Here is a 22711-nt window from a genome sequence, read left to right on the forward strand (position 1 = left end):
CGTGCGCCTCGCTCATTGGCGGCCAGCCGCCACTCGAAGGCGGCGCACCAGTCCCCGGCGCGGCGCCACGAGATACAGGACGAAGAAGAGCGAACCCTGCGCCAGCACGACGGCGCCGCCGGGAGACACGTCCGCGTAGTAGGACACGTACAGTCCGGCCACCGAACATGCCACCGCCAGCAGCGGAGCGATCACCAGCATCCGTTCCATCCGGTTGGTCAGGAGGTATGCCGTGGCACCCGGAATGATCACCATGGCCACCGCCAAGATGACGCCGACGGCTTGCAAGGCGACGACGACGGTCAGCGCCAGCAGGACGAGCAGCAGCACCTGCAGCCGTCGTGGACTGATTCCGATCGCATGCGCGTGGTCCGGGTCGAACGCGTACAGGGTCAGGTCGCGATTCTTCACCAACAGCGCGCTGCCCGTCACGGCACCAATGATCACCACCTGCCACAGGTCCGTGTCCGAGACGCCAAGCACGTTGCCGAACAGGATGTGGTTGAAATCGACCTGGCTGGGCGTGGCCGAGATGAGCACGAGACCCAGCGCGAACAACGTCGTGAACACGACACCGATCGAGGTGTCCTCTTTCACCCGGGACGTCGAATGCACCGTTCCGATCAGCCACACGGCGACGCAGCCGAACACGAACGCGCCGATCGCGAACGGGAGACCTGCCATGTAGGCGAGCACGACGCCGGGAAGGACGGCATGCGAGACCGCGTCGCCCATGAGCGACCACCCGATAAGTACCAGCCAGCAGGACAGGACCGCACAGACCAGGCTGGCGACCACGGTCACAAGCAGCGCACGGCGCATTACCTCGAACTGCCACGGGCCGACGACGACATCGACGACGAACTCGAAAAGACTCACGCCACCACCTCAGGCTCCGTCGCTCCGTTCGGTCTCGGCGGGCATGAACGCCAGGGCGAGGTTCTCCGGCCGCAGCACCGTCTGCGGCGTGGAATGCAGCAAGACACGCTTGTGTAAGAGCACAGCTTCGTCGGCGATCTCCGGCAACACGTCGAAATCGTGAGTGGCGATGAGCACGGCGCAGCCAGCCGCGGCGCGGCTGCGCAACAGCTGGCAGATCGTCTCCACGGAACGCGCGTCCACGCCGGAGAAGGGCTCGTCGAGCAGCAACAACCTGGCGTCTTGCGCGATCGCGCGAGCGACGAATACGCGCTTGCGCTGCCCACCGGACAGCTCACCGATCTGGCGGGATGCGAGCCCGGTCAGATCTACCTGTTCGAGGGCGTCGTCGACAGCGGCACGGTCGACACCACGCGATCGCCGCAGCATGGACATCGTGCCGTAACGGCCCATCATCACGACGTCACGCACCCGCAAGGGAAACGACCAGTCGACGTTCTCTGCCTGCGGCACGTACGCGACCTCGCCGCGTCGTCGTCCGTGAGCGGGATCGCTCCCGAAGAGCCGCACCGTACCGGCCTGTGGACGGATCAACCCCATCATGGTCTTGAACAGCGTGGACTTCCCCGAGCCGTTCATGCCGATCAGGCCACACACGCGGCTCGATCCCACCGTGAGCGACACGTCGTGCAGCGCGAGCACATCGTCGTAGCGAACCGTGACGCCAGCGATATCAACGACGGGTCCATGATCGGCGACGTCCCCGGTGGCGGGGTCGCTGGCGTTCCCGATCGTCGTCCCGGTCATCGCTGTTCGCCTGCCACCTGCGCGTCGACCAGCCCTTCGATGATCGTCTCCGCGTCGTGCCGGATCAAATCGATGTACGTGGGAACCGGGCCACCGGCCTCGGACAGGGAGTCGACGTACAGCAGACCACCGAACTCGGCGCCCGACTCCCGGGCGACCTGCCGCTGCAGCCGATCGCTCACGGTTGACTCACAGAACACCGCCGGGACCCGCTTCTCACGGACGATCGTGATCGTTTCCGTGACCTGCCGCGGGGTGCCCGCTTCGTCACTGTTGACCGGCCAGAGATACCGCTCCTGCAGTCCCGCATCACGCGCCAGATACGAGAACGCCCCCTCACACGTCACGAGAACTCGTTGCTGCTCGGGCAGCTCCGCGACGGCCTCGACCAGCTCCTCGTGCACCTCACGGAGCTCGTCCGCGAAAGCGTCGGCGTTGCTCTCGAAAAGCTCGGCGTTGTCCGGATCGAGTTCGGCAAAGGCCTCCGCGATGTTCTCGGCATAGATGGCGACGTTGAGCGGCGACATCCACGCGTGCGGATTGGCCTCGCCCTCATACGTGCCGGACTCGATCGGGATGGTGTCGACGCCCTTGCTGACGACGACGCGTGGTGCGTCCACCTGTGCCATGAAATCCTCGAACCACAGTTCCAGGCCGAGGCCGTTCTCGAGCACCAGGTCTGCGCCGTCGACACGGCGAGTGTCGCTGGGTGTGGGCTCGTATCCGTGGACCTCGGCACCGGGCTTGACGATGGACTCGACGTTTATGGCGTCCCCTCCGACATTCCGGGCGATGTCGGCCAGAACCGTGAACGACGTCATCACCGTGGGCCGTTCGTCGTCGGAAGCGGAATCGGAGCCGAGTGCGAGCGCGCCGTCGCCGCACGCTGCGACGGCGATGGCGACGAGCCCCAGCAGTACGAGCCGTATTCGCGACATCAGAATCCGGACGGCGACACCTGGCGTGCGGCGGCCTCGTATTCCGAGATGATTGGCACGCGGCGATGAGCTATTTACGCGTAGCCGAATCAAATAGTTCGGCCAACCGAACTTCGCCGGAGACACGTACGCCCTTCCTCATCGCCCGAGATGCCTGATCTGGAACCAGGTTACCGCGCCCATGAGAACACACGGTGAGCGGCTGATAGCTGCCTCCCACGCGCGGGCGGCAGCTACCTCACCATGCACCCGCGTCATACCCGCACACACGCCATGCCCGCGGAGGTTCGTGTGCGCACGCCACGTCCCGGAACCCCGTCGAGGGGTCGAACGTCGCGTGCACACACGAACCTCAGGACGCGCCGCCCTCGGCTGCGTCCACGACCGCATCCACGAAAAGGAGCGCACGTGACATACCGAGCGGGTGCGGGGTGAAAGCCCGGTCAGCTGATCGCCAACTCGCGCTCCTGCGCCGCCGGCGCATCGAGAACGACACCCGCACCCACCGAGTGCGTGATGTGCATCGAGTGCAACGCCCGGTCAAACGCCTGCAGGGCTTCGTCAGTCCGCCCCAGATCCCGGTAGAGATCACCGAGTTCGCGCCACGCCGCGGCCGCGCGCCGGGAAGCTCCCATCGCCTCCAGCATGGACGCGGCCAGCGCACCCTCGCGTGCGCTCTGATCGACGTCTCCCTCGGCGCGCAGGACACGGGCCAGCACCAACCGGGCCCGCGCGGACTCCATGCGTGGCTGATCACCGAGATCCCGCAGCGCCTCCACGGCGGCCTCGTGCGCCTCGTCGAGACGGCCCAAGGCCAGAAGAGCGTCGGCCCGGGTGCTCTCGTAATGCCGGACGTCGTCCACTCCGCCGTGCATGGAGACCTCACCACGGACGGACTCGAGAAGGTCGAGCGCATCTGTCGGCCGTGGGTCCTCTCCCTGGAGGAGAAGCCACGCGTAGGCCATCCGCAGGCGAGCAAGGTTCCGGCGATCGTCACCCTCACCGAAGAGGGCCAGCGCACGATCGACGAGACTCAGTGCCTGCGCGAGATCACCACGAGACTCCGCGATCACCGAAGCGTTCCAGTATGCAGCGCCCCTCGTGTGTGGCGCGCCCATCTCGTCAGCGGCTCGGACCAGGTCAGAAGCCAACGTCCGCGACCGGACGATGTCGCCACGGCCGTGGTAGGCACTCAGCACCGTGCAGCCGAGCCGGACGTACTCATCGGTCCGCTCCAAGCCGAGCTCGGCGGCATCCCGCATCGCCTTCTCCCCGACCTGGATCGCCATGTCGAGATCGCCGGCGTTCTGGTAGCACCGCGACATCGCAAGAGCAATGTCGAGCCATGGCTGGACATCAGGCCGCTGCCGGGCTTCCTCCGCGAGTTCGTTGAGAAGCCCGATCGCACCTTCGATGTCGCCTTTGCGCTCCAATGCCTGCGCTTGGCCCAGACGCGCGCGACGAGCTTGTTCATCGTTGAGACCGGGGTCGCCAACCAATGTGGTGAACTCGTCATACGCGTCGGCCGCACGGCCGTCGTACAAGGCCTTCTCCGCACGGCCCAAGGCGAGGCGAGCCCGCGTACGCACTGAGGCGTCAACACCATCACGCAGGTACTCGACGTCAATGCGCAGCCGTTCCGCGATGTGCGCCAATGCCGCCGCTGCCGGCTGGCGCCGGCCGCTCTCCACAAGCGAGACATAGCTGGGAGACAGCATTCCCTCAGCGATATCTGCCTGTGAAAGGCCCAGCTCCAACCTGCGCGACCGGATACGCTGCCCGACGGGCGTCGGTTCCGGCGCCTCGTCAGCTGTTGCTAGTGGCTGCTCTGTCATGACACTATTGCACAACACGTAGTCATTTTTTGCTAGTCCTACTGAGTTTCGGAGGTCGATCGCAGTGGCTCGTCTGAGGCGCGTTCTGGCTGTCACGTTCACCGCTATTGTTCTGTCGGCCGGTGCAGCTACGGTCGCCGCTCCGGCTTCTGCCGATGAAATCCAGCCACAGTGGCCAGGTATGTGCTGCTGACAGCATTTGCATGGCGCGAATCGACCGGGCGCAGTAGGCTGTGACATGCGTGGACGATGTCCTGCGTCTCGCCCCCCGAACGCAGTGACGTCGTCCACGTCTTCGTGTCACGCGATCTTTGTGTCATAGGTCATAGTTGCCCACAGTCACCACACGACGCGGCGTGTTGTTGTCGTGACATTCTTCACCCACGCCATTCTGCGGCAATCCGGATCAAAAGATCATTTGCCTCTGGCTCGGCAACGCTGATCCGGCATCCCTCACCGCCGAAGGGTCGGACGATAAGTCCGGCCTCACCACATTTTTCGGCGAAATGATCCGTTTCTTCGCCGAGTTCCAACCAGATGAAGTTCGCCTCGGTATGCGGGATTCGCCATCCCTGTGCCCGCAGGGCCTCCTGCACCCGAGATCGTTCCTTCACCAGGCTCTCCACCCGCTGCATGAGCTCCGCTTCCCGATTCAACGACTCCACCGCAGCGGCCTGGGCCACACCCGAGACACCAAAGGGAACGGCCGTCTTGCGCAACGCGTCCGCCACGTCGTCGTGCGCGAACGCGAACCCGACCCGGAGGCCGGCAAGCCCGTAAGCCTTCGAGAACGTCCGCAGCACACAGATGTTGGGGTAACGCCGGTACAGCGCGAGCCCGTCAACGGCGCGCGCATCGCGGACGAACTCCCGGTAGGCTTCGTCGACCACCACCAGGACGTCGTCCGGCACGTCCTTCAGGAACTCGACCATCTCGTCGTGGTGGACGGCGGGACCGGTCGGGTTGTTCGGGCTGCACACCAACACCAACCTGGTCCGCTCGGTGATCGCATCACGCATCGCTTCGAGGTCGTGACGCGCATCCACAGTCAGCGGAACCCGCACCGAGCGTGCTCCCGAGATGCCCACAACGATCGGATATGCCTCGAACGAACGCCACGGGTAGATCACCTCGTCGCCCTCCGCCGCGCACGCCTGGATGACCTGCTGCAGCACGCCCACGCTGCCGGTACCCGTGGCGACATGTGCGGCGGGCACGTCGAACCGTCGAGCGATCGCATCCACGAGCCCGGTCGCAAACATGTCGGGATACCTGTTCATCGACCTCGAGGCCTCCTCTACGACCTCGAGGACGCCAGGCAGCGGTGGGTACGGATTCTCGTTCGAGGAAACCTTGAAGACCGGACCGGCGTCGGCCGACGACGAACCGGCTGCGGAACGTCCGGGCTTGTAAGAAGGTAGGTTCGCCAGCGCCTCGCGCAGGCGAACACGGCTGGTGTGCGGGTGTGGATCGCGGTCGTCTCGATCATGCGATGGCGTCATGTCGATGCACCATATACGCTCAGCCTTCGTGGTCTCTCTAATCGTACGAATCATCGTCAACGGACTGGCACTGTGGGTTGCGACCGAGCTGGTCAGCGGGGTCAACGTCACCGACACCGACACGGCGACCGGTCAAGTGATCACCCTGCTCGTGGTCGCGCTGATCTTCGCGATCGTCAACGCGATCATCAAGCCGATCGTCAAGTTGTTCACGTTCCCGCTGTTCATCCTGACGCTCGGGCTGTTCACGTTCATCGTCAACGCCTTGATGCTGTCCCTCACGGGATGGATCGCCGACGTGCTGAACGTGCCGTTCCAGGTCGACAGCTTCTTCTGGGATGCCGTCCTGGGTGCGTTGGTCGTGTCGCTGGTCAGCTGGATTCTCAATCTTTTGCTGCCAAAATAGATCCGAACGGCCGATCCGAGGTCTTCCGCTACCCTGTAGTGGTGCCGTATCTTAGGTCCGAATACGCACGACGATAGGCGGATCTTCAAGGGTCCCACGGGGGTCGTAGTGCTCAAGTTCTCAGCCCCTATGAGAATGTGGTGGACAACGACATGACGATCGGCCATGGTCCGGTAACGTCGCTCTTGGATGAAAGGCCGCCTGAAGGGCACCTCATCAACGACCTGCCCCGTCAGCACCGTTCTGCTGACTCGTCGCAGGGCTCCTCGTCGCAGGGCTCTTCGCCGCTTCATCAGCAGTATGAAGTGGTGTATGAGGATGTCACAGGTAATCCGCTGTTGGCCTTCTCCGACGGTCAATGGTGGGACGTCGCGGGCACGTCGCCACGTCCCGTATCGGTTCGATTTGCCTTGCGCCGCGATCCGTCCTGGGCGGGAGCCGTCGTACAGACCGTATGCCTGTGGATGCGCAGCAACCCGCAACACGAGCGCTCGTTCGATCTCGCGACCGAACTCGCGCTTGCCGTTGGCGAGCTCGCACGCCAGCTCGAGGATGACTGAACCCCGATACGGCGCGCATCCGGCATGAAAGTTTGTATCGTCTGCGCGGGCAACATCTGCCGCTCGCCCATGGCGGAGGTCGTCTTCCGCAGCCGCTTGGCCGATGTCGGCCTGCAGGACATGGTGGAGATCGAATCGGCGGGGACGGGCGCGTGGCACGTCGGCGAGCCTGCTGACCCACGAGCCGTCGACACGCTTCGGGCGCACGGTTACGAGCCAGGCCACCATCGTGCTCGGCAGTTCCAGAAGTCGTGGTTCGACGACGTGGACCTCGTGCTCGCCCTCGACAGTGCCAACGTCACGAACCTGCACCGGCTAGCACCGAACGAAGAGGCGCGAGCGAAGATCCGGATGCTGCGCGACGTCGGCTCCGAGGGACGAGACGGCGGAGACGCGGAGGTGGACGTCCCGGATCCGTACTACGGCGGTGACGGCGGATTCGAACTCGTCCTCCAGCTGGTCGAGCAAGCCGCCGATGACTTCCTGGACGCGATCCGTGACACGCGTGACGGACAGGTGCGTACGCCGAGCCGTTCATGAGCGTGATCAATTCTGGACAGCTCGCCGAGCTCCTGGGCATCTCCGTGTCCAGTACCACACCGATCGGTGGCGGCGATATCTGCGACGCCTATCGAGTCGAGACGAGCGACGGCCGCCAGCTGTTCGTCAAGACGCTGGCCGACCCACCCGACGGCTTCTTCGACATCGAGTCCCATGGCCTCCGCCGGCTGCGCGACGTGCCAGATGGTGTCGCGGTACCCGAGGTACTCGCCGCCAGCCGACATTGGCTCGCGCTGGAGTGGATCACTCAGACCGCCCCCTCGCGCAAGGCCGCCGAACGATTCGGCCGGGATCTCGCCACCACGCACCGCCGGGGCTACGAGGTCTTCGGCTCGTCGGCCGGCGACGGCTGGGTCGGCACTCTCCCCCTTCCAGGTGGACCATGGCCGGATTGGCCCACGATGTGGGCCGAAGGCCGGCTCGCGCCGTACCTGCGCCGGGCACGTGACCTCGGCGCCATCAACAACCGCGACATGTCCGACGTCGAGCGAGTCATGGATGTGCTTCCGGATCTCACCGGTCCGGCCGAACCCCCGTCGCTCCTGCACGGTGACCTGTGGGCCGGAAACGTCATGTGGGGCGACGACGGCCGGAACTGGCTCATCGACCCGGCGACGCACGGCGGACATCGCGAAACCGACCTCGCGATGCTTTCCTTGTTCGGCCTGCCCTATCTGGATCACGTGCTCGCCAACTACCACGACGCCTGGCCGCTGGCCGACGGCTGGCAACAACGTGTGCCCCTGCACCAGCTGCATCCCATCCTGGTGCATGCGGTGCTGTTCGGCGGGTCATACGGAGCCCGCGCGGGCCACCTCGCGCGCCAGGTTCTGTCGACCTTAGGGTGAAACCCCGATACCCCTGATGGTCTCCCAGGGGCCGGGTCCACCCTGCGCCGGAGGCGAAAGTTCATTTCCTAGAACGACCACATGGAGCTTGTCGGCACGATAAGTTCTGCGAGGAACATCAACCGGCGCTATCATCGCCAAACGCAGGAGACCATATGATCACCGCAGAAGGACTGCGAAAACGCTACGGGTCGAAAGTCGCTGTCGACGATCTCTCGTTCAACGTCCGTCCCGGCGTCGTCACCGGCTTTCTCGGCCCCAACGGTGCCGGCAAGTCGACGACGATGCGGCTGATGCTCGATCTGGATAACGGTGAAGGAGAGACACGGTTCGACGGACGCCGGTTCGCCGAGATCCGCCACCCGATGACCGAGATCGGAGCCGTACTCGAAGCGAAATCCTTCCACCCGACGAGGACCGCACGCAATCACTTGCGCATGCTCGCGGCAGGAAGCCGGCTCCCGAAGAAGCGGGCTGACGAGGTCCTGGAGTTCGTCGGCCTGACAGAGGTACGGAACAAGAAGCCCAAAGGCTTCTCGCTCGGTATGGCGCAACGCCTCGGTCTCGCCCAGGCGTTGCTGGGCGACCCCAACACGCTCATCCTCGACGAGCCCGCGAACGGTCTCGACCCACACGGCATCCACTGGCTACGCGACATGTTGAAGGCTCTGGCGGCCGAGGGCCGCTGCGTTCTCGTGTCCAGCCACCTGCTCTCGGAGATGTCGTTGATGGCCGATGAGTTGGTGGTGATCGGCCGAGGTCAGATGATCTTCAATGGCGATGTCGACGAGTTCGTCAAGAAGTTCACGCAGACCACCGTGCTCGTCAAGTCGCCCTCGGCTACGCAACTGACCGAGACGTTGCAGCAGATGGGCGCCGAGGTCGAACCGAACCCGGAGGGCGGACTGCTGGTCAGTGGCGCCGACGCGTCGGTCATCGGCGAGATCGCCCATCGCGACGGCATCATCCTGCACGAGCTCGCCACCCAGAGCGCCTCGCTGGAAGACGCGTTCATCAGCGCCACCGGCGCATCCGAGGAGTACGTCGCCCATGACGTCCGCGAAGAGGCCGCGTCCCTCGTCGACGGGCAAGGCGCCCACAACGAGACCGCGGGAGGTGCCGCATGATCGACGCACTGCGCTTCGAGTCGACCCGGATCCGCACGCTGCGGTCCACGTACTGGCTCATCGGCCTCGGCCTGCTCATCACGGCGGGGATCGCGGGCATCGTGGCGATCGCCTCCAGTGACGAACCGCTCGACGACACGTTGATCATGACCGTGCTCACGGGTGGCGGCGAATTCGCGACCTTCATTCCGATCTTCATGGCCATCATCGGCATCTTCGCGGTCGGCCACGAGTACCGGCACGGAACCATCCAGCCGACCTTGCTGGCCATTCCCCAGCGCTCCACGGTGCTGCTGTCCAAGATCGTGATTGTCTTGTTCACGTCGGCCGTGGTCGCCATCGTCTCGGTCGCGATCAACTTCGGGGTCGGGACGCTCTTCTGGGGCGAGGCACCCGACCTGACCGCTAGCCCGCTGAACGAGGCGGTCCCCGGCTACATCGTCATGGTCATGATCTATAGCCTGCTGGGAATCGCACTCGCCCAGTTGTTCCGCGGCATTCCCGCAGCGCTCGTCATCCTGCTGATCACGCCACTGTTGGTCGAGGGGCTCATCGCTGGTCTGTCGATGGTGCCAGCCCTCGACTGGTTGCAGCCCATCCTGAAGTTCCTGCCATTTGGAGCCGGTCAGCGGCTGCTCGCCGTGACCCCATACGATCCGCAAGGTGGCCCGGAGTTCGACTACCTGGACCGTTGGGCCTCCGGCGGGGTGTTCGCGGCGTTCACCGTGATCCTCCTCGCCGTCGCCTGGTACCTGTTCAAGAAACGCGACGCCTAACCCTTTCCGAATGATCATGTTTGGTACGTTTTCTCGGGCGGTGACACGTCTGCAGGCGTGTCACCGCCCGAGAAATCCTGTTACCGCAACCCTCGTCGGGCCGAACGACGTGTCCGTTCGAACGCCGCGCGGAATCGCTCACGTACCGTCGCGTCGTCGTTGAGGTCCTTCCAGACGAGCCGAGCGACGCCGTATCCCATGTCGCGCAGCATGTCCTCGCGTCGCTTCTCCCTCCACACGACCTCCGCCGGATCCTCTCCCGGGCCGAGATACGCGAAATACTTCGAGCGGCCATCGAACTCACCCAACGTATGCTCGGCTTCGAAGTAGAAGTCCGGCCGGAACGTCTCTCCGTTCGGCGCCTGGATCACGTACTGCAGGCGCGGTCGGGGCAGCCCGATCCTTTCGAACTGGACTCGAGCCCGCGACTCACCTACCGACTCGGCGTTGCCGTCAGCGAACTCCACGACGCGACCAGCTCCGCGTGCCCCACTCCAGGTCCGCATCCGCTCGAACGTCGCGAACAGCCCATCTCGGTCCTTGCCCGACCGTGCAAGCGCGCCGTCGGCTACCACGACACTCTGTTCGAACGGCGCCGTGCGCGCGATATCGACAGCCGTCCGCAACGGGCCGGTGACCGTGATGCCGTCGACGACGCACAGGTCACTCGGCGGGAGACGTGCCGCGTGATGCATCACGCCCGCCTCGAAACGCGACGCATGCCGATCTTGACGCGTGACATGTACGACGGTCAGGTCCAGGTCCCACACGGCCATCCCCAGCATGACCGCAGCCGACACGTGACTCGGTACGGCCGGCACTTTCAGCTGCTTCACCACTGCAATCGTCAGCACTCGATGTCGCTGGACGGCGTCCAGCGAATCCCACACGTGCGTCTCGACGTACGCACCGCGCCGGATGGCCGTCCAGTCGTTGCGTCGTATCCGTCGAGAGATCTCGTCGTCGGAGTATCCGGCAGCCAGAAGCTGTGAACGGAAGAGGATCGAGTGTTGCGCTGCGGCAAGGGGCTCTAGCCGAGATTCCATGCATGCGATCGTCGTGCGAGTGCGTAGTGAAAGGGAAGGCCGCTTCGAACGAATGTGGATAACTCACGACGACGCGGCGCCGAGCCTGTAGATAGTCCGCGTCGGCCCAGAACCGCTCTGACGGACACGGCTGATTTGGCCACTGAGCCCCGTGCCCTAACACGCCTTCTCGGGCCGTACTACGTCTACAGTCGTGTCACGGCCCGAGAAGGCGTACCAAACATGATCATTCGGACTCAGGTTAGATGGTGATGAGGTCCATCTCCGTGCGGAAGGTCACCGCCTGGAGACCTGGTTGGCCGTTCGGATTGATCCACGCCACTTCCACATCCTCAAGCGGATCCGATTCGGGTTCCCCCAGCCATTCGGCCACCCGGCGCGGATCGCCCGCGATCTCCAGACCGGTGAGCTGCACGCCACGGCCGCCCTTGGATGGGTGCTCGGCCGGTTCCGACTCCCACCGGACGAAGAACGGCAATTGGGGATCGTTGATCAACCCTTTGACACCGATCTGCTTCCACCGGAGCTCGAAGCCATCTGGTCGCTTCCGGTTGCCCTGTACCGCCGATCTGCCCAGCCGCTGCTCGATGGGCGCGAGATCGTCAACGGCCACCACCCAACCGAGCCAGCCGCCACCGGTCTCCGATCGGGCTTTGACGGCCTGGCCGAATGGCACCTGATCGGCAGCGGGATGGTCGAGGACGGCCACGACCTCCACATAGTGACCGCCCGCCAGAGGCAGCACCCGGTTGCGCGTACCGAACCGTGGATGCAGGCCGCCGTCGATGAACTGGACGCCAAGCTGGTCGGAAAGCCGCTGGGCGGTGGCGTCAAGGCCGTCCGGTCCCGCAGCGTAAGAGACATGATCGAGCCGCATGTCCGCATGTTCCCAGCTCTGATAACGATCTTGCAGGTCAGGCTGCCCTAACTTCCGGGTGACTCGATGTCCGACCTCCCGTCGCGATCATCCTCGCCTCTCGGGGATACGACATGTGATCGTCACTGGCGGCATAATAGTGACGGGACAGAATGGCGGTAGCGGTCAGGAGCCAAAAATGCACCATCCGGCGACCGGAACGACCCGCGAGGAGATCACCATCGGAGTCGTCGGCGCCGACGAAGTCGTGCGCAGGACCATGGCGGTCGCCCGGGAGAGCGGCAACACTTCGTGGCGGCTTGTCGCCGCGGTGTACGACGACGAACAGGAGGCGCACACGCAGGCGATGAAGATCGCCTCACGCGTCGATGTGTGCCTGTTTGCGGGTCCGCTGCCGTACGACGTCGCCACAAGCCGCGGAGACCTTCCCGTTCCCGCCACCTATGTACCGGTCGGAGGTTCCGCGTTCTACGCCACCCTTCTCCGCGGCGCGCTGAACGACACCTTTGACCCCCGATACCTCAGCGTTGACTCCGTGTCCGCCACCGACGTGCACACTGCCTATCGCGAGATCGACGTCGATTCGAGTCACGTTCACGTCCAGGAGTATGTCCGGCCCGAGTCGGCGAGCGAGTTCCTCGGGTTCCACCGCGATCTCTACGAGCGTGGAGAGACCACCGGTGCCATCACCACGGTGCCGACGGTCGCAACCGGGCTGGCCGACGCGGGCATACCGTCGCTGAAGATGACTCCGGCCGGCGTCACACTCCGCCATGCCCTGCAGACTGCCGCATTGATCGGAAGTGGCGCCAAGCTCGAGGAATCGCGGATCGTCACCATGATCGTGCGGGTGCCGAGCGGGGCACTTCCCGCACACGCCAGTCCGAGCAACTACTGGTACCAGGAGCTCAAACTCTCCTTACATCGTGAGCTGCTGCGCGACGCACGCCCCATGGACGCGGCGGTACTCGTGCGCGACGAGCACAGCTACCTCATCGTCACCACCATGGGCTCGCTGACCCTGGCGACCGACGACCTCACGGTAGCGCCGTTTCTGGGGCGGATCTCCGCTGAACTCGGCCTCCAGCTCGAGGTGGGGATCGGACTGGGGAGATCGACTCGGGAGGCAGAGCTCAACGCCCAGGCTGCGGTCGACAGGGCGGCGGCCGCCGGGGGCAAGAATGCGTACCTGGTCGGCCCCAGCGACACGACGTTGCAGCTCCCCGCCGCCCGACATGGCGAGGCGGCACCCGCGCCGCCACAACCGGCCAAGGATGCGAAGGCTGTCGAGATGCTCAGCCGGCTCGCCGAGAGACTCGAGTCCGACGAGGACGGCGAACGCATCGTGGATGCGGAGAAGGTGGCGGAGCTGCTCGGCGTGACGTTGCGAACGGCACGCCGGATGCTGCACACGCTCGTCGACGAGGGACTCGCCTGGCCGATGCCGCCCGCCCGGTCAAGCAAGGTTGGCCGGCCCCCGCGTCCTTACCAGTTGCTGATCGAAAAGATCCCGGACGAGCGCGGCTAGCCGATCCGGAACACGACGTCCGCGAGTACGCCGCGGCGCCTCGCGAGACTGTCGATTCCAGCAATAGGGGCGGCTGATGCCCGGGGGTTTCGGCCCGTGGCTAACCTACCCGCGATCGGATCGCCGCCACCGACAGGGCCTGCGACACCAACCATGCGTACGGCCTGCCATGCGACGCCAGCCAACGCGACCTGCCATGCGGCACCAGCCGTGCTTTGCGGTCGCCGGCGCGCCGGACGCACCGGCGCGTCCCGGTTTACGAACGAGAGCGACTATTATGGATAGAACTGAAATTGACTTATGGACGTTCTTAAATCAGACTGATGGCTGTCGGGCAGGTCACGTCGAGTACGCGCCGAACGGCAAGGGCGGCGACCGCGGCTTCCCCTGTCCGAAACCCGGAGTTGGTGCCCGACGGCGAGCGGGGAAGGTACATCGTGCGAACTGTCGAAGAACTCGAAGAGTGGCTGTCGCGTCCACGGCCGCCACTTGTGGATGATCTGCACCGGCTCGACGGAGACATCGTCGTGCTGGGAGCGGCCGGAAAGATGGGACCGAGTCTGGTGCGCTTGGTCAGCCGGGCACTGCGTGAGGCCGGAAGCGACGCTCGAGTCATAGCCGTGTCGCGCTTCTCCCAGCCCGGATCGGCCGATCCCATCCGTGCGGCCGGCGCCGAGATCCATCGTGCGGACCTCAACGACGACGACGCGATCGCCGCCCTTCCCGATGCCCGCAATGTGATCTTCCTCGTCGGCGCCAAGTTCGGAACCGCCGGCGACGAGGCGGCAACCTGGGCCACCAACACCTACCTCCCCGGACGCATCGCACAGCGCTACGCCGGGTCGAGAATCGTGGCCCTGTCCACGGGCAATGTCTATCCGCTGACTCCTACCGGCGGTGGCGGACCCAGCGAGGAGCATCCCGTCGACCCGGTGGGCGAGTATGCCATGTCATGCCTGGGACGCGAACGGATCTTCACCCATTTCGCCGGCGTTCACGCCAGCCCGACCGCACTGATCCGGTTGAACTATGCCGTCGAGCCGCGATATGGCGTCTTGGTCGACATCGCCAGCCAGGTTCGCGCCGGCCAACCCGTCGACGTCACCACCGGATACGTCAACGTCGTCTGGCAGCGGTACGCGAACGAGGTCATCGTGCGCAGTCTCCTGCACGCTGACGTTCCGCCGTTCGTCCTGAACCTCACGGGCCCGGAGACGGCATCCGTACGCGACATCGCGCACCGCTTCGCCCGTTCCTTCGACACCGTCGCCGAATTCACCGGGGCAGAAGCGCCGACCGCCCTGCTGTCGAACGGCAGGCGGTGTCACGGCATCTTCGGATATCCCGACGTCCCGCTCGACCAACTGATCGACATCACAGCCAACTGGATCGATGCCGATCTTCCACTGCTTGGAAAACCGACGAAGTTCGACGTACGGGATGGTCAGTTCTGATGACGGAGACGTCGCCCCACCCGATGACCAGCGACGAAGGACTCGAGGCATTCCGGACCGGCACGGTGATCCCCGCGCATCCGCTCGCTCTCGACGCCTCACGGCGCCTGGATGAACGGCGCCAGCGAGCGCTCACCCGCTACTACCTCGAAGCGGGTGCCGGTGGCCTCGCCGTCGCCGTGCACACCACACAGTTCGCGATTCACGAACCCGAACGGGGGCTGCTCGCTCCCGTGCTCGAACTGGCCGCCAGCACCGCCGCGGAGTACACCGACCGCTCCCCGGTACTGGTCGCCGGCGTCTGCGGCCCGACCGAGCAGGCCGTGGCCGAAGCCGAGCTCGCGGCATCGCTGGGCTACCACCTCACGCTGCTCGCGCCGTACGGCGCCACCGATTTGAGCGAGGAGGAGCTGCTCGATCGCACGCGCGCCGTCGGGGAGGTACTGCCCGTCATCGGCTTCTATCTGCAGCCGGCGGTCGGCGGGCGGACGTTGCCCCGGCCGTTCTGGCGGCAGCTCGCCGAGATCCCCTCGGTGGTGGGGGTCAAGGTGGCGCCGTTCGATCGGTACGCGACGCTCGACGTCGTGCACGGCATCGCCGACTCCGACCGCCACTCCGATGTCGCCTTCTACACCGGAAACGATGATCACATCGTGGGCGATCTGCTCGCGACGTACTCGACCGGCGCGGAATTCGTCGGTGGCCTGCTCGGCCAGTGGGCAGTGTGGACGCGCGGGGCGGTGCGGCTGCTCGAGCTCGCCCGCCGCGCGAAGAACGGAGACGACCAGGCGTTGCGCCAGGTCATGGACCTCGACACGGCCCTGACGGATGCCAACGCCGCCATCTTCGACGCGCTCAATAACTTCCGGGGCTGTGTACCCGGGATACACGAGGTCCTCCGCCGGCAGGGTCTACTGGAGGGGACATGGTGCCTGGACGAGAAGGAAACGCTGGGCCCGGGGCAGATGGCCGAGATCGATCGGGTCTGGCGCACCTATCCGTACCTGCGCGACGACGATTTCGTCGCGGAGCGGATCGATCGATGGCTCGCCTAGTCGCCTCGGGGAGCCCCGCATGACCGGAGGCATGACCCGCCCGATCTCCGTGGGGATCATCGGCCTGGGCCGCAGTGGATGGGACATCCACGCCGCGGGAGTGGCACGGCTGGACGCGTACGAGATCGTCGCCACCGCCGATCCCGTCCCCGAACGGCGCGCCGAGGCGATCGAGCGCTACGGCTGCACGGCGTACGGAACGCCCGAGGAACTCGTCGCCGATCCGTCCGTCGACGTGGTCGTGGTCGCCACGCCAAGCCATACACACCTGCCCCTGACGGTCAGCGCACTCGAAGCCGGCAAGCACGTCGTGGTCGAGAAGCCCATGGCACAGAGCACGGCCGAGGTCGACGCCATGGTCGACGCCGCCAGCAGCGCCGGGCGAGTGGTCACGTGTTTTCACAATCGCCGGTTCGACCCGTCGTTCCTGACCGTCCGTGACATCCTCGCATCCGGACGGCTCGGCGAGCTGATCTCGATTCGCCGCACGCTGCACCGCTTCGTGCGGCGGGCCGACTGGCAGACCCTCCGCGAGCTCGGCGGAGGGGAGCTGTCCAACACCGCCTCGCACCTGCTCGACCAGGTGTTGCTCCTCCTCGACGGCGAGCCCACCGACCTGTTCGCAGATCTGCGACGCACCGTGTCGGCCGGCGATGCGGAAGATCATGTCAAGTTGTGCTTCAAGACGACCACCGGACCGGTGGCCGATATCGAGTGCAGCACCGCCGTGGCCATCCCCCAGCCGGAATGGGCGATCACCGGAACGACCGGCAGCCTGACCGTCAGCGACGATCACCTCACGGTCCGCTGGTTCGACCCTTCCGGACTACCCGAGCCGACGCCCGATGCCGGAGCCGCCGCCGGACGTCGATACGGCAGTGACGAGCGGATCGAATGGTTCGAGGAGTCCGTCGACATCGACCCTCCCAGCGGTGAGCGAACGCTGCGTTTCTACGAGGCACTCGCCGACACGCTCCTGCATGGAGCGGAACTGGTGGTGTCCCCGCAGAGCGTGCGGCGCCGGATTGCCCTGCTCGAACACGCCCGGCAACGGGCTCATCGACCGTGATGGGATGACGTCCTCGACTCCTGGGTGAACTGCTCGATCAGAACGGGATAGCTCTGTTCTGCTTGGCCAGCAGTGATCGCCCGGTCCACCAGCGACTTGAACAGCCTCGGGAGCTCCGCGTTGACGCCTAACCGCTCGCTCTCCTCAACGAGGTGGGCCATGCCACCTGCATGGGTGGCGAGCGTCGCGTCGTCGGGCGGGTAGATGCCACTGTCGACCTGGTCGGCATAACCTGCCAGCCACCCGGCCGTTCCCTGCGCTATCTGCACCGCGAACGACGTGTAGGTGGACGCGTCGATGCCGGCGGTGCGGAGAAGGGCCACGCCATGGAGCCAGGCGTTCAAGACGCCCCACATCATGCTCAGGCCGGCGACGTCGTACAGCGCAGACAGGCCGTGGTCCGCACCGAGATAGGTGGCGGTTCCGAGCGCATCGAGGACGGACTGCTCTCTGTCGAAGGCGCTCTTGGAGCCGCTCAGCAGGATCACCGCCTCAGCGGTGCCGATGGTCGTCGGAACAGCCATGATCGCGCCGTCGAGATAGTGGGCACCTCGTTGCTCAGTCCATAAGGCCATATCGCGAGCCTGCGCCGAGTCGCCCGACGTGACGTTGACCAGGAGTCGACCGTCGAGCTCATCGGAGATTGAGGCGAAGGCCTGTTGGAGTGCTTGATAGTCAGAGACACAACTGATGGTCACCGGGCTCGCGTTGACCGCACTGTTGGCTGAGTCGGCAAGCAGTGCCCCCTGAGCCAGCAGTTCCTCTGCCTTGGCGGCCGTGCGGTTCCACACGGTGACCTGGTGTCCCTCCGCGAGCAGCGCGCCTGCCAGCGCCCTGCCCATGAGCCCGAGGCCGATGATTGTCACGTCAGTATCCGTTTGGGAAGCCATAGCAACATGGTGAACGTTGATACCGGTGTGAAGGTCAAGGAGGAACGGTGCACATTGGTGAATTGAGCCGTCGGACTGAAGTCAACGCCCATCAGCTGCGGTACTACGAAGCACAAGGACTGCTGGAGCCGGAGCGCACCACGGCCGGATACCGGGTGTACGACGAGGCAGATGTCGTCACGGTGAAACAGATCCGGCACCTCCTCGACGCCGGACTGTCCACCGATGACATCGCTTACCTGCTGCCATGTGCAACCGGGGAAACCCCCGAGCTCATCGGCTGCCCCGAACTCCTGGCAGCCATGCGGACCCGGCTGCGTCGCTTGGACGAGCAGGTAGACACACTGAACCGCTCCCGACAGGCGTTGGCCCACTACATCCACGAAGCCGGACGAATCGGCAGCGAGACCTACGGCCCCTTCGGCGCGACCGCACCGAAGGGGCCCACTCCACCGGTTACTTGATGCCCGTCATGGCGATGCTATTGACGAGGTAGCGCTGGAGGACGAAGAACACGATGATGCAGGGAATGACACTGATGGTCGCGCCGGCCATCAGCTCGGGGGTGGAGACGTCGGCGGTCCGGAGGGTGGCGAGACCGACCGTCAGGGTACGCATGTCATCGCTCTGGGCCACCACCAGCGGCCAGAGGAAGTCGTTCCAGTGCCACAGGAAGACGAAGATTCCCAGCGTCGCCAGAACGGGCTTGGTCAGGGGGAGCACGAGCTGGAAGAAGACCCGCCACTCGGGCGCCCCGTCGACCTTGGCCGCTTCGAAAAGTTCCTCTGGGAGGTCCCGGATGAACTGGCGCATGAGGAACACCGCCTGCGCGTTCGCCAGCGTGGGCACGATCAGACCCCAGTAGGTGTTGACGCCCTCGAGATTGGAGATCAACACGAAGTAGGGGATGATCATCGCTTGCACCGGGACCATCAGCGTCGCCAGGAACGACCACATCAGCACCTGGCGTCCCGGGAAGCGTTTACGCGCGAACGCGTAGCCCGCCATCGCGGCCGCGAGCAGGACGATGACGACGGAAACCACCGAGTAGATGATCGTGTTTATCGTCCACCGGATGAAGCCGCTGGCACCGAGCATCCGGCTGATGTTGTCCAGCGTGAGCCGCTCGGGTAGCTGTTGCGGGATGCCGGCCGAGTCGGCGGGCGACAATGCCAGAATCACCATCAGGAAGAACGGCGTGACGGTGATCAGCGAGATCACCAGCAACAGCATGTTGAGCGGCCAGCGCCGCCCACGCCATCGGCTCCGCCGCGGCGGCTGCTGCGTCATGGCCGAGGACGGCGTATCGGCCGTCGTCTTCAGAACGGTCATGCGTCAGGCCTCCCGATCAAGGAATCGGCGCTGGATGAGCGTGATGACAAGGACGATGAGGAAGATCACCACACCGATCGTCGCGGCATAACCGAAATCGAACGCCCGGAAGCCCTGATCGTAGAGCGCGTACACGAGGGTGTAGCTCGCCCGGGCCGGCCCACCGCCCGTCATGACGTAGATGGTGTCGAAGACCTGGAAGGACACGATCGTCTCGATCACGAGGACGAAGAACAGGACGGGCTTCAACAGCGGCAGGATCACTTTCCAGAAGCGCTGCCACGCGCTGGCGCCATCGACACGGGCGGCTTCCAGATACGAGTCTGGGATCGCCTTCAGCCCGGCCATCAGGATCAGCATCGAATACCCGAATCCCTTCCACGCGGAGACCACCGCCAGTGAGGGCAACACCAGCGCCGTCTCCTCTAGGAAGCCGATCGGGCCCGCTCCGAGCTCGGCCAGCAGCCCGTTGATCAGCCCGTCCACCTCGTAGACCCAGCGCCACACCAGGCCCGCCAGGATGAAGCTGGTCACGTATGGCAAGAACAGGGCGCCACGGAAGACGCCCTTCCACCAGACCACCGAGTTCAGCAACATCGCCGTCGCGAGCGCGATGACGATCGTCAGCGGGACGTAGATCGCCGTGTAGATCGCGGTCGTCTTCAGGCTGTCCAGAAAGACCTGGTCGGAGATCAAACGCTCGTAGTTCTCGAGCCCGACGAGGCTCCATTCCCCGCTGATCTTGTAATCGGTCAGGCTCATACCGATCGACCCGAAGGCCGGCATGAACCTGAAGACGATGAACAGCGCGAGCATCGGCAGCAGGAAGATCAGCGCCGTGGTCGGATCCCGCCATCGCCCGCGTCGGGCGCGCGGCCCGGTACCGGGCCGCGCGCCCTTTATACGGTGAGAGACGCCGTCACTCATTCGTCGAGCAGCGCATTCGCCTCGTCGGCCGCTGCCTCCAAGGCTTCCTCGGCCGTCGCGTCGCCACCCAGCGCCTCCTGGATCTGCGCGGCGAGGATCGACATGACCTGACGCGCATCCGGGTGCACCTCACCGCTGTTGACATGCGGCAACGCTTCCTTGAACACGCTGGCGTACTCCCCTGCGCCCTCCAGCTCGACCTCTTCGCTGGGCGGCAGGTACCCCGACTCGGACGCCAGGCCGGCGAGGACGTCCGGGCGCAGCATGTAACTCAAGAACGTCCGTGCTCCCTCGTTGCCCTCGGCCTTCTGCGCCAGGACGAGCCCGCCGGGATTGCCGAACGCTGCCTGACCACCCGGCCCTTCGAGTGGCTGGCCAAGCTCGAAGTCGTCTTCCCCGATCGCCTCGGCGAGACGCTCGGCCATCTGCAGGCTGGTGTGGTACGTCATGGCGGCATCTCCCGTGGGCATGCCGCGATCGTCGAACGTACTCGTCTTCGTCACAACGTCCGACGCGAGACCGCCGGCCTCCTGCAGGTCGAGCAGGAACTGGAGCGCGGCGACACCCTCCGGGCCGTCGAACGCGACCTCGGTACCGTCCTCGCTGAAGACGCTGCCTCCGGCCTGCCACAGCAGCGGGTAGAAGGTGAGGTTGAGGGTCTCTTCCGGGTTTCCGGCGTAGTCCAGCGTTGCGAACCCTTCGTCGGCGAGCTTGGGGGCGGCCTCGAGCATCTCGTCCCACGTCGTCGGTGGCTCCGAGATGCCCGCCTCCTCCAAGACCGCCGTGTTGTACGACGTCGTGTTGACGGTCTGATAGATCGGCACGCTGTAGACCTGGCCGTCGACGGTCATCGCCTCGACGGCATCGGGGAGCAGCTCGACCTCGCTGCCGTTCACGACCTCGTCGACCGGCAGTAGAGCATCTTGTTCGACGTACTGGGGAAGCTGATCTGGGATGAGAAGGATGATGTCGGGTCCGCTACCGGAGGCCAGCGCCGTCGTCACCTTCTCTTGGCGACCTTCCCAGGGCTGTAGTTCGATGTCGAGTTCGATGTCCTCGTGCTCGGCCTCGAAGTCGGCCTCGACACCTTCCCAGAACTCCGAGCTGGCCTCGTCGTCGGCAATGACCGGGTACATCCAGACCGTAACTTCGTCACTTCCGGATGCGCTCTCGCCCGAGCCGCCACATGCGGCGAGCGTGACGAGTGCGAGTGCGCCACCCGTCGCTATTACTGTCCTCATGTCCATGCCTTCCTTCCGCCGCACTGGGCTGACCAAGACTAGAGAATAATATCGGTCAACACAAAACTAGTGTTATGGTCATGCCGCGTCAACGGAGATGGGTGACACGGGCCACGCGGAAATCCACGCTTCCCGGGTGGCCAGATCCCGGATCACGATCGCCGTCTGTGTCAAATCTCCAGCGCACGACGCAGTCGTGCAGCGGCATCGCCGGGGTCGGACGCACGCGTGATGGCCCGCACGACGACGACGCGGCGGGCACCGGCATCGACGACCTGGGTGACGTTCTCGTGGTCGATACCGCCAATCGCGAACCAGGGCGTGCTGGGCTGCCGCGCGGCCACGGCACGGATGGTGTCAAGACCGACCGGCGAACGCCCCTCCTTGGTGGGCGTCGCCCAGACCGGTCCCACGCAGAAGTAGTCCACCTCGGGATCAGCCTCCGCAGCACCCGCCTGTTCGATGGTGCGTGTGGAGCGACCGAGTATGACGTCGGGACCGAGTAGCCGGCGAGACGCCGCGACCGGCAGGTCCCCCTGGCCGGTGTGGAAGACGGCGGCGCCGGTCAGGCGCGCTACGTCGGCCCGGTCGTTGACGGCCATCAGTGCACCATGCTCGTCTGCGATACGTGCCACGACGGGCTGCAGCTCCAGCTCGTCCCGGACGTCGAGCGTCTTGTCCCGCAGCTGCACGATGTCGACGCCGCCGCCCAACGCCGCATGCAGGAAATCTTCCAGATCGCCCTCGTCGCGCCGGGCATCGGTACACAGATAGAGACGTGCTGCGCAGAGCCGTTCTCGAAGTTCGACCGGATCCGTCGTCGTCATCGCTCGTACTCCAGAAATCGGTCCCGGCTCGGGTGAGCACACGGGGTATATCCGCGTGCGAGTCTGCCACGGTCACCGCCTACGGCGCCCAACGGCGTACTGTGGGAGGTGTGCACGGGAGCCTTCCCGCTGCCCGCTCAACCCGACAACCACAAATCATGATCATGAACATAAGTGGGGCTCACAGAGCGAGTAAGTGTTCATGATCATCGTTCAGTGGTGAAGG

23 protein-coding genes are annotated in these 22711 nt (G+C 65.1%); 11 read left to right on the plus strand and 12 right to left on the minus strand.

What is annotated here, in order from left to right; all coding sequences use genetic code 11:
* Positions 1-12: 12 nt before the first annotated feature.
* From DPM12_RS03440 to hisC, 5 genes are all read right to left on the minus strand, one after another.
* A complete protein-coding gene (locus DPM12_RS03440; protein ID WP_112257123.1) occupies positions 13-822 on the minus strand; it encodes a metal ABC transporter permease in 810 nt (269 codons plus the stop codon).
* Positions 823-888: 66 nt separating this feature from the next.
* Positions 889-1686 carry a metal ABC transporter ATP-binding protein gene (locus DPM12_RS03445; protein WP_112256872.1) on the minus strand — a complete coding sequence of 266 codons (798 nt, stop codon included), beginning with the start codon at positions 1684-1686 and terminating at the stop codon, positions 889-891.
* Positions 1683-2624: a metal ABC transporter substrate-binding protein gene (locus DPM12_RS03450; protein ID WP_112256873.1), complete on the minus strand. Its 942-nt coding sequence runs from the start codon at positions 2622-2624 to the stop codon at positions 1683-1685. The genes DPM12_RS03445 and DPM12_RS03450 overlap by 4 nt, the downstream gene beginning before the upstream one ends.
* Positions 2625-3067: 443 nt before the next feature.
* On the minus strand, positions 3068-4459 hold the full coding sequence (locus DPM12_RS03455; RefSeq protein WP_158542714.1) for a helix-turn-helix domain-containing protein: 1392 nt from the start codon (positions 4457-4459) through the stop codon (positions 3068-3070).
* A gap of 377 nt (positions 4460-4836) precedes the next feature.
* A complete protein-coding gene (gene hisC, locus DPM12_RS03460; RefSeq protein WP_112256875.1) occupies positions 4837-5961 on the minus strand; it encodes a histidinol-phosphate transaminase in 1125 nt (374 codons plus the stop codon).
* A gap of 28 nt (positions 5962-5989) precedes the next feature.
* Between hisC and DPM12_RS03465 the strand changes: the two genes are divergently transcribed.
* The 6 genes from DPM12_RS03465 (at position 5990) to DPM12_RS03490 (ending at position 10239) form a co-directional block, all read left to right on the plus strand.
* Positions 5990-6367, plus strand: a complete 378-nt coding sequence (locus DPM12_RS03465; RefSeq protein ID WP_112257124.1) for a phage holin family protein — start codon at positions 5990-5992, stop codon at positions 6365-6367.
* Between the two features lie 140 nt (positions 6368-6507).
* A complete protein-coding gene (locus tag DPM12_RS03470; RefSeq protein WP_112256876.1) occupies positions 6508-6927 on the plus strand; it encodes a hypothetical protein in 420 nt (139 codons plus the stop codon).
* A gap of 24 nt (positions 6928-6951) precedes the next feature.
* Complete coding sequence (locus tag DPM12_RS03475; RefSeq protein ID WP_112256877.1) at positions 6952-7467, plus strand: low molecular weight protein-tyrosine-phosphatase; 516 nt, start codon at positions 6952-6954, stop codon at positions 7465-7467.
* On the plus strand, positions 7464-8336 hold the full coding sequence (locus DPM12_RS03480) for a fructosamine kinase family protein (RefSeq protein ID WP_112256878.1): 873 nt from the start codon (positions 7464-7466) through the stop codon (positions 8334-8336). Before DPM12_RS03475 ends, DPM12_RS03480 begins: the two co-directional genes overlap by 4 nt.
* Before the next feature lie 155 nt (positions 8337-8491).
* The gene (locus DPM12_RS03485) at positions 8492-9463 is read left to right on the plus strand and encodes an ABC transporter ATP-binding protein (protein ID WP_112256879.1); all 972 of its coding nucleotides are present in this window, start codon (positions 8492-8494) and stop codon (positions 9461-9463) included.
* A complete protein-coding gene (locus tag DPM12_RS03490; protein WP_112256880.1) occupies positions 9460-10239 on the plus strand; it encodes an ABC transporter permease subunit in 780 nt (259 codons plus the stop codon). The genes DPM12_RS03485 and DPM12_RS03490 overlap by 4 nt, the downstream gene beginning before the upstream one ends.
* 80 nt (positions 10240-10319) lie before the next feature.
* Here the strand turns inward: DPM12_RS03490 and DPM12_RS03495 are convergent, their stop codons facing one another.
* Positions 10320-11285 carry a type IV toxin-antitoxin system AbiEi family antitoxin domain-containing protein gene (locus DPM12_RS03495; protein ID WP_112256881.1) on the minus strand — a complete coding sequence of 322 codons (966 nt, stop codon included), beginning with the start codon at positions 11283-11285 and terminating at the stop codon, positions 10320-10322.
* A gap of 241 nt (positions 11286-11526) precedes the next feature.
* Positions 11527-12162 (minus strand): VOC family protein, encoded by a 636-nt coding sequence (locus DPM12_RS03500; protein WP_112256882.1) that lies wholly within the window; start codon positions 12160-12162, stop codon positions 11527-11529.
* A gap of 178 nt (positions 12163-12340) precedes the next feature.
* Between DPM12_RS03500 and DPM12_RS03505 the strand changes: the two genes are divergently transcribed.
* The 4 genes from DPM12_RS03505 (at position 12341) to DPM12_RS03520 (ending at position 17268) form a co-directional block, all read left to right on the plus strand.
* Positions 12341-13690 carry a transcriptional regulator gene (locus DPM12_RS03505; protein ID WP_112256883.1) on the plus strand — a complete coding sequence of 450 codons (1350 nt, stop codon included), beginning with the start codon at positions 12341-12343 and terminating at the stop codon, positions 13688-13690.
* A gap of 437 nt (positions 13691-14127) precedes the next feature.
* The gene (locus DPM12_RS03510; protein ID WP_211658337.1) at positions 14128-15144 is read left to right on the plus strand and encodes an NAD-dependent epimerase/dehydratase family protein; all 1017 of its coding nucleotides are present in this window, start codon (positions 14128-14130) and stop codon (positions 15142-15144) included.
* Entirely contained in the window at positions 15144-16199 is a 1056-nt protein-coding gene (locus tag DPM12_RS03515; RefSeq protein WP_211658339.1) for a dihydrodipicolinate synthase family protein, read from the plus strand. The genes DPM12_RS03510 and DPM12_RS03515 overlap by 1 nt, the downstream gene beginning before the upstream one ends.
* 19 nt (positions 16200-16218) lie before the next feature.
* Complete coding sequence (locus DPM12_RS03520) at positions 16219-17268, plus strand: Gfo/Idh/MocA family protein (protein ID WP_112256885.1); 1050 nt, start codon at positions 16219-16221, stop codon at positions 17266-17268.
* Here the strand turns inward: DPM12_RS03520 and DPM12_RS03525 are convergent.
* Positions 17256-18158, minus strand: a complete 903-nt coding sequence (locus DPM12_RS03525) for an NAD(P)-dependent oxidoreductase (protein ID WP_112256886.1) — start codon at positions 18156-18158, stop codon at positions 17256-17258. The two genes, DPM12_RS03520 and DPM12_RS03525, sit on opposite strands and share 13 nt — an antisense overlap.
* A 47-nt stretch (positions 18159-18205) precedes the next feature.
* On the opposite strand from DPM12_RS03525, the gene DPM12_RS03530 reads away from it, so the two are divergent.
* Positions 18206-18622: a MerR family transcriptional regulator gene (locus tag DPM12_RS03530; RefSeq protein ID WP_112256887.1), complete on the plus strand. Its 417-nt coding sequence runs from the start codon at positions 18206-18208 to the stop codon at positions 18620-18622.
* On the opposite strand, the gene DPM12_RS03535 is transcribed toward DPM12_RS03530, so the two are convergent.
* From DPM12_RS03535 to thiE, 4 genes are all read right to left on the minus strand, one after another.
* Positions 18615-19490 carry a carbohydrate ABC transporter permease gene (locus DPM12_RS03535; RefSeq protein ID WP_112256888.1) on the minus strand — a complete coding sequence of 292 codons (876 nt, stop codon included), beginning with the start codon at positions 19488-19490 and terminating at the stop codon, positions 18615-18617. The genes DPM12_RS03530 and DPM12_RS03535 overlap by 8 nt on opposite strands.
* Positions 19491-19493: 3 nt before the next feature.
* Positions 19494-20417 (minus strand): carbohydrate ABC transporter permease, encoded by a 924-nt coding sequence (locus DPM12_RS03540; protein ID WP_112256889.1) that lies wholly within the window; start codon positions 20415-20417, stop codon positions 19494-19496.
* On the minus strand, positions 20414-21658 hold the full coding sequence (locus tag DPM12_RS03545) for an ABC transporter substrate-binding protein (RefSeq protein ID WP_211658343.1): 1245 nt from the start codon (positions 21656-21658) through the stop codon (positions 20414-20416). Before DPM12_RS03545 ends, DPM12_RS03540 begins: the two co-directional genes overlap by 4 nt.
* 170 nt (positions 21659-21828) lie before the next feature.
* On the minus strand, positions 21829-22485 hold the full coding sequence (gene thiE, locus DPM12_RS03550; protein ID WP_112256891.1) for a thiamine phosphate synthase: 657 nt from the start codon (positions 22483-22485) through the stop codon (positions 21829-21831).
* Positions 22486-22711 lie beyond the last annotated feature (226 nt).

The organism is Phytoactinopolyspora halophila, assembly GCF_003287285.1.
Lineage (GTDB): Bacteria > Actinomycetota > Actinomycetes > Jiangellales > Jiangellaceae > Phytoactinopolyspora_A > Phytoactinopolyspora_A halophila.

What these genes read in the sequence shown, in the direction of transcription:
- DPM12_RS03440 (WP_112257123.1), bottom strand. Translation starts at nt 822, where the DNA reads ATGCGCCGTGCGCTGCTTGTGACCGTGGTCGCCAGCCTGGTCTGTGCG.
- DPM12_RS03445 (WP_112256872.1), bottom strand. Translation starts at nt 1,686, where the DNA reads ATGACCGGGACGACGATCGGGAACGCCAGCGACCCCGCCACCGGGGAC.
- DPM12_RS03450 (WP_112256873.1), bottom strand. Translation starts at nt 2,624, where the DNA reads ATGTCGCGAATACGGCTCGTACTGCTGGGGCTCGTCGCCATCGCCGTC.
- DPM12_RS03455 (WP_158542714.1), bottom strand. Translation starts at nt 4,459, where the DNA reads ATGACAGAGCAGCCACTAGCAACAGCTGACGAGGCGCCGGAACCGACG.
- hisC (WP_112256875.1), bottom strand. Translation starts at nt 5,961, where the DNA reads ATGACGCCATCGCATGATCGAGACGACCGCGATCCACACCCGCACACC.
- DPM12_RS03475 (WP_112256877.1), top strand. Translation starts at nt 6,952, where the DNA reads ATGAAAGTTTGTATCGTCTGCGCGGGCAACATCTGCCGCTCGCCCATG.
- DPM12_RS03480 (WP_112256878.1), top strand. Translation starts at nt 7,464, where the DNA reads ATGAGCGTGATCAATTCTGGACAGCTCGCCGAGCTCCTGGGCATCTCC.
- DPM12_RS03485 (WP_112256879.1), top strand. Translation starts at nt 8,492, where the DNA reads ATGATCACCGCAGAAGGACTGCGAAAACGCTACGGGTCGAAAGTCGCT.
- DPM12_RS03490 (WP_112256880.1), top strand. Translation starts at nt 9,460, where the DNA reads ATGATCGACGCACTGCGCTTCGAGTCGACCCGGATCCGCACGCTGCGG.
- DPM12_RS03495 (WP_112256881.1), bottom strand. Translation starts at nt 11,285, where the DNA reads ATGGAATCTCGGCTAGAGCCCCTTGCCGCAGCGCAACACTCGATCCTC.
- DPM12_RS03500 (WP_112256882.1), bottom strand. Translation starts at nt 12,162, where the DNA reads ATGCGGCTCGATCATGTCTCTTACGCTGCGGGACCGGACGGCCTTGAC.
- DPM12_RS03505 (WP_112256883.1), top strand. Translation starts at nt 12,341, where the DNA reads ATGCACCATCCGGCGACCGGAACGACCCGCGAGGAGATCACCATCGGA.
- DPM12_RS03515 (WP_211658339.1), top strand. Translation starts at nt 15,144, where the DNA reads ATGACGGAGACGTCGCCCCACCCGATGACCAGCGACGAAGGACTCGAG.
- DPM12_RS03520 (WP_112256885.1), top strand. Translation starts at nt 16,219, where the DNA reads ATGACCGGAGGCATGACCCGCCCGATCTCCGTGGGGATCATCGGCCTG.
- DPM12_RS03525 (WP_112256886.1), bottom strand. Translation starts at nt 18,158, where the DNA reads ATGGCTTCCCAAACGGATACTGACGTGACAATCATCGGCCTCGGGCTC.
- DPM12_RS03535 (WP_112256888.1), bottom strand. Translation starts at nt 19,490, where the DNA reads ATGACCGTTCTGAAGACGACGGCCGATACGCCGTCCTCGGCCATGACG.
- DPM12_RS03540 (WP_112256889.1), bottom strand. Translation starts at nt 20,417, where the DNA reads ATGAGTGACGGCGTCTCTCACCGTATAAAGGGCGCGCGGCCCGGTACC.
- DPM12_RS03545 (WP_211658343.1), bottom strand. Translation starts at nt 21,658, where the DNA reads ATGAGGACAGTAATAGCGACGGGTGGCGCACTCGCACTCGTCACGCTC.
- thiE (WP_112256891.1), bottom strand. Translation starts at nt 22,485, where the DNA reads ATGACGACGACGGATCCGGTCGAACTTCGAGAACGGCTCTGCGCAGCA.